The organism is Bradyrhizobium sp. (assembly GCF_016462955.1).
GTDB lineage: Bacteria > Pseudomonadota > Alphaproteobacteria > Rhizobiales > Xanthobacteraceae > Bradyrhizobium.
In genome coordinates this window covers 1-4278 of sequence record NZ_JAEMSD010000093.1, presented here as the reverse complement: position 1 = coordinate 4278, position 4278 = coordinate 1, and the positions used below count along the sequence as shown (strand labels likewise).

Annotated in this window: 5 protein-coding genes; all 5 read right to left on the bottom strand. The window is 66.3% G+C overall.

Going from position 1 to position 4278, the window contains the following annotated elements; all coding sequences use genetic code 11:
• On the bottom strand, positions 1 to 233 hold a 233-nt coding region (locus JHD07_RS12610; RefSeq protein ID WP_291622518.1), incomplete at its 3' end, for an ATP-binding cassette domain-containing protein.
• Entirely contained in the window at positions 230 to 1102 is an 873-nt protein-coding gene (locus JHD07_RS12605; protein ID WP_291622474.1) for an ABC transporter permease, read from the bottom strand. The genes JHD07_RS12605 and JHD07_RS12610, both read right to left, overlap by 4 nt.
• On the bottom strand, positions 1089 to 2039 hold the full coding sequence (locus JHD07_RS12600; protein ID WP_291622472.1) for an ABC transporter permease: 951 nt from the start codon (positions 2037 to 2039) through the stop codon (positions 1089 to 1091). Before JHD07_RS12600 ends, JHD07_RS12605 begins: the two co-directional genes overlap by 14 nt.
• A 7-nt stretch (positions 2040 to 2046) precedes the next feature.
• A complete protein-coding gene (locus tag JHD07_RS12595; RefSeq protein WP_291622470.1) occupies positions 2047 to 3582 on the bottom strand; it encodes an ABC transporter substrate-binding protein in 1536 nt (511 codons plus the stop codon).
• Between the two features lie 129 nt (positions 3583 to 3711).
• A partial coding sequence (locus JHD07_RS12590) for a CoA transferase (protein WP_291622467.1) occupies positions 3712 to 4278 on the bottom strand: 567 nt, incomplete at its 5' end.

The window sequence follows — 4278 nt, the reverse complement described above, 5'->3', positions numbered from 1 at the left end:
CGCACCAGATCCTGGCCCTCGAACATCACGCGGCCGCTCAGCCGGGCCTTCTTCGGCAGCAGCTGCAGCACTGCGCGCGACAGCATGGTCTTGCCGCAGCCGGATTCGCCGACGATGCCGAGCGTGCGACCGCCCTCCAGCGAGAGGTCGACATGATCGACCGCGCGCAGGCTGCCGCGCGGCGTCGGCAGCTCGACCGCGACGTCCTCTATGGACAGGAGCGGCGCGCTCACAGCGCCCCCTGACGCGGGTCGGTCAGGGCCCGCAAGGTGTCGCCGACGAGGTTGAACGCCAGCACGGTCATGAACAGCGCCGCCGCCGGCAGGAAGGCCAGCCGCGGCGCGACGTCGAGGCTCTCGCGCCCCTCCCCGATCATGCTGCCCCAGCTCGCCATCGGCGGCGGCACCCCGAGGCCGAGGAAGGACAGCGCGCCCTCGACCACGATGGTGACGGCGACGCCGAGCAGGAAGAAGGCGAGCAGCGGCAGGATCACGTTCGGCAGCAGCTCGCGCAGCAGGATGCGCGCATGGCTCGCGCCGAGCGCCTCGGCCGCGATCACGAACTCGCGCCGCGCCAAGGTCAGCGTCGCCGCGCGCGCCACGCGCATGAAGGCGGGGATGCCGAGAACGCCGAGGATCACGGTGAGATTGGGGACGGACTGGCCGAGATAGGCGACCACCGCGAGCGCGAAGATCAGCGGCGGGAAGGCGAGCAGCACATCCATGCTGCCGACCACCAGCGTTTCGAACCGGCCACGAAAATAGCCGGCCAGCAGGCCGAGCGCGCCGCCGAAAACGAGGCCGATCATCGGCGCGATCAGCCCCACCGTCAGCGACACCCGCGCGCCGAAGATCAGCCGGGCCAGCTCGTCGCGGCCGAGCCCGTCGGTGCCGAGCCAGTGCTCGGTCGAGAACGGCGCACGGCGCTCCAGCATGTCCATGTCGACGGGGTTTTGCAGCGGCAGCACCGGCGCAAGGATCGCGAGCGAAAGAATGATCGCAAGCCAGCCGCATGCGAGCCAGAACAGGACGCCGAGCTTGCGCCTGCCGCGGACGGGCGCGGACGCCACGTCGTCCTGAACCGACAGCTCAAGCGTGGCCATGGCGGATCCTGGGGTCGAGCACGGCATAGAGCATGTCGACGATGAAATTCACGATGACGAAGCCGCAGGCGACCAGCAGCACCACTCCCTGGAGGATCACGAGGTCGCGGGTGTAGATCGCCCCGACCAGCAGCCGGCCGATGCCCGGCAGCGCGAAGATCGATTCCACGATCAGCGTACCGCCGAGCAGGCGGCCGATATTGATGCCCGTCACCGTCACCAGGGTCAGCGACGAAGGCTTCAGCGCATGCACGAACAGGATCCGCGCGGGCTTGAGACCCTTGGCCTTGGCAAGCGCGATATAGTCTTCCTGCAACGTCGCGATCATGTCGGAGCGCAGCACTCGCATGATGCCAGGCCATTCCGCGAGCGCGAGCGTCAGGGCCGGCAACACGAAGAAGCGCAGATTCGCCAGCGGCGCCTCGGTGAAGGGCACATAGCCGGTCGCCGGCAGCCAGCGCAGCTCGACGGCGAACAGATAGATCAGCAGAATCGCGGTGAGAAACGAAGGCATCGACAGCATGGCGAAGGCGCCGCCGGTCATGAAGCGGTCGAACGCGCCGCCCGCGCGCGCGGCGCAGGCGATCGCGAGCGGCACCCCGATCAGGAGCCCGATGAACTCGGCCATCAGCATCAGCTGCAGCGAGACCGGGATGCGCTCCGCCACCGCCTGGAGCACCGTCTGCCCGGTGCGGAACGAGCGGCCGAGATCGCCCTGCAACACCTGACCGAGCCAGCTCAGGTAACGCCACCACAGTGGCTGGTCGAGCCCCATGTCGCGACGCAGCGCCGCGACATTCTCCGGCGTCGCCTGGTCGCCGAGGATGACGAGCGCGAGATCGCCGGGCAGCAGCGAGGCGATCAGGAACGTCAGCAACGAGACGGCGAGCAGGACCGGCAGCATCGCAAGCAGCCGGCGAACGACGAAGTTCAGCATTGCGCCGTCATTCCAGCCAAGTGGTCGAGACGTCCATCACGCCATTGTACATCTTCGGGAAGCCCTTCAGCCTGGCGCTCGACAGCGCGTAATAGGTATTCTGGAAGGTCCAGAACCAGATCGCCTCCTTGTTGATCAGGCGGCTGATGGCGCAGTAATCCTCGGTGCGTTGGCCCATATCGGCGGTGACGCGCGCGTGGTCGAGAAGCTTGTCGAGCTCGGGATTCGAATATCCGGCGAGCGCCAGCGGGCTGCCGCTGCGAAAATTCGCGTACATCTGCGGATCGGGATCGGCGAGATCGACGATGCGCCACGGCGTGAGCTGGAACTGGCGGGTGAAGGCGCGCGAGGGAATGGTGGCCTGATCGACCTGCTCGATCTCCATGTTGGCACCGGCGCGCTTCCAGAACTGCTGGAGCACCTGGCCGACCATGCGGCCGCGCGGCGTTGCGGTCACCAGCATCTTGAACTCGACCGGCTTGCCGTAATCCTTGAGCAGCGCCTTGGCCTTTTCGAGGTCGAACGGCAGCGCACCGTCGTCCTTGCACTTGACCCAGGAGCCGTCGCCGTAAGGATTGGTCGCGGGCCGGCTCAGGCCGTTGCTGATCGCCTGCGACATCTTGGGGCGGTCGATCGCCATCACCAGCGCCTGTCGCACGCGGACGTCGTCGAACGGCGCCACCTTGGTATTGAAGGCATAGACCGCAGCACCCGAGCCCTTGTACGTGTGCACGGTGAGCTTGGGGTCCTTCTGCGCCTTCATGATGTTGTCGGCGTCGTTCTCGTCGTCCCAGATGATGTCGGCCTCGCCCGATTGCAGGGAGGCGAAGCGCGACTGCGCGTCGGGCAGCGGCTTCAGGACGATGCGGTCGAGATAGGGACGGCCCTTGTCCCAATAATTGGGGTTCTTCTCCAGCACCATGCGGTCGCCGGCGGTCCATGATTTCAGGATGTAGGGACCGGTCCCGACGGGGTTGCGGTTGTAGTCATCGCCCTTGGTTTTCCAGGCGGTCGGCGAATGAATGACGTTGTTCTGGCTCTGGATGGTGATCGTCGCCGGCAGGTTCACGCTAGGATCGGTGAGATTGTAGACGAGGGTGTGGTCGTCCGGTGCCAGCACCTCTTTCACGTTGGTGATGTAGAAGGCACAGCGGCACTTGTTGGCGGGATCCTTCTGCCGATCGAAATTCTCCTTGAAGGCCTGCGCGTTGAACGGCGTGCCGTCGTGGAATTTCACGCCCTGGCGCAGTTTGAAGGTCCAGCTCTTGTAATCGTCGGAGTGGGTCCAGGAAACGGCGAGCTTGGGTGCAGGCTCGCCTTTGTCGTTGAGCGTGGTCAGCGTGTCGAAGATCGCGGCGGCCGCGGTATTGGTGGACGTGTCGTAGACGCCGACCTTGAGCGGATCGAAGCCTGCGATCTCCAGCTCCTGGCCGACCGTGATGCTGCCGCCCGGTTTCTGCGCCTGCGCCGGCGCGGTCCACGCAATTGCCGCAACGAGGAGAATCGGCGCGCGCTTGCGTGCCGCGGCAGCAATGTCCGTCATGGTTCCTCCCGGGATCCCTCGTCCGATGTTTCGGATCGTTGAACGACTTGAGGGCGAGATTGGCGACAATTGCTCGCCACGGCAAGAGGAACGCACGCGGATTCGACGCCGCAGGCGGCGGCAACGTGGTCAGGATGTCGCGGCTGTTTTGCCTGGCGGAATGGGCGCATGGCCTGAAACGCCCATCTCCTTACGCACCGCATCCGTGTGCTCACCGAGCACGGACACCGTCCTGGCAGGCGCCGTGTCAGCCCCCGACATCCGGAACGGCAGGTTGAGCACCTGGAACGAGCCACCCTCGTCCCGCACCTCGGAGAGCGCCCGGCGGTGCGCAAGCTGCGGATCGGCCAGCGCCTCGGACACGGTGCGGTAGGCCGAGGCCGGCACGCCCGCAGCGCCGAGCGCGACGAGGCATGCATCGGTGGTCAGCTGCCGCGACCAGGTTTCCACGCCGTCCATCAGCTCCGCCCAGTTCTCCCGGCGCGCGGCATAAGTTGCGAAGCGCGGATCGGAAATCCAGTCGGGGCGGCCGATCACCCCCATCAGGGCCTGAAACGTCTTCTCGCTGGCGATCGTGATCATGACATAACCGTTTCCCGTCTCGGTCGGCCCGAACATCGGGCGTGGCGGCGGCGCCACGGCAAACTGCGAGTTCTGCAACTCGGTCAGCGTCAGCGACAGCATCGTCTCCAGCAT

Excerpts from the sequence above, each read along its gene's own strand:
- JHD07_RS12605 (WP_291622474.1), bottom strand. The coding sequence starts at position 1,102 with ATGGCCACGCTTGAGCTGTCGGTTCAGGACGACGTGGCGTCCGCGCCC.
- JHD07_RS12600 (WP_291622472.1), bottom strand. The coding sequence starts at position 2,039 with ATGCTGAACTTCGTCGTTCGCCGGCTGCTTGCGATGCTGCCGGTCCTG.
- JHD07_RS12595 (WP_291622470.1), bottom strand. The coding sequence starts at position 3,582 with ATGACGGACATTGCTGCCGCGGCACGCAAGCGCGCGCCGATTCTCCTC.